Origin of the sequence: Mesorhizobium sp. M6A.T.Ce.TU.002.03.1.1 (assembly GCF_003997275.1) — a bacterium.
Lineage (GTDB): Bacteria > Pseudomonadota > Alphaproteobacteria > Rhizobiales > Rhizobiaceae > Mesorhizobium > Mesorhizobium mediterraneum.
On record NZ_RZTI01000335.1, the window covers coordinates 1 to 408 of the forward strand.

Genomic DNA, 408 nt, shown 5'->3' on the forward strand with positions numbered 1-408 from the left:
ACGTAGATCATCGTCGCCTTCAGCCGGCGATGCAGCTGCGCGATCTCCAGCCGCGTGTTGACGCGCAGTGCTGCATCGAGATTCGAAAGCGGCTCGTCGAAGAGAAAGAGCTTGGGTTCGCGCACCACGGCGCGGCCGATGGCGACACGCTGGCGCTGGCCGCCGGAGAGTTCGGCCGGCCGCCTTTCGAGATAGGGCTCCAGCGACAGCATCGACGAGGCGATGCCGATGCGGCGGTCGATCTCCGGGGCGGGCGTGCCGGCCTGCTTGAGGCCGAGGCCCATATTGTTCTTCACCGTCAGATGCGGATAGAGCGCATAGGTCTGGAACACCATGGCGATGCCGCGCTTGGCCGGCGGCGTGGCCGAAACGTCCGCGCCATCGATGACGACGCGGCCCGAGGTCGAA

The 408-nt window shown here is 66.7% G+C and carries 1 protein-coding gene; it reads right to left on the minus strand.

The genetic code is table 11. The features are described from left to right. A partial coding sequence (locus EOC93_RS33825; RefSeq protein ID WP_127206768.1) for an ATP-binding cassette domain-containing protein occupies positions 1-408 on the minus strand: 408 nt, incomplete at both ends.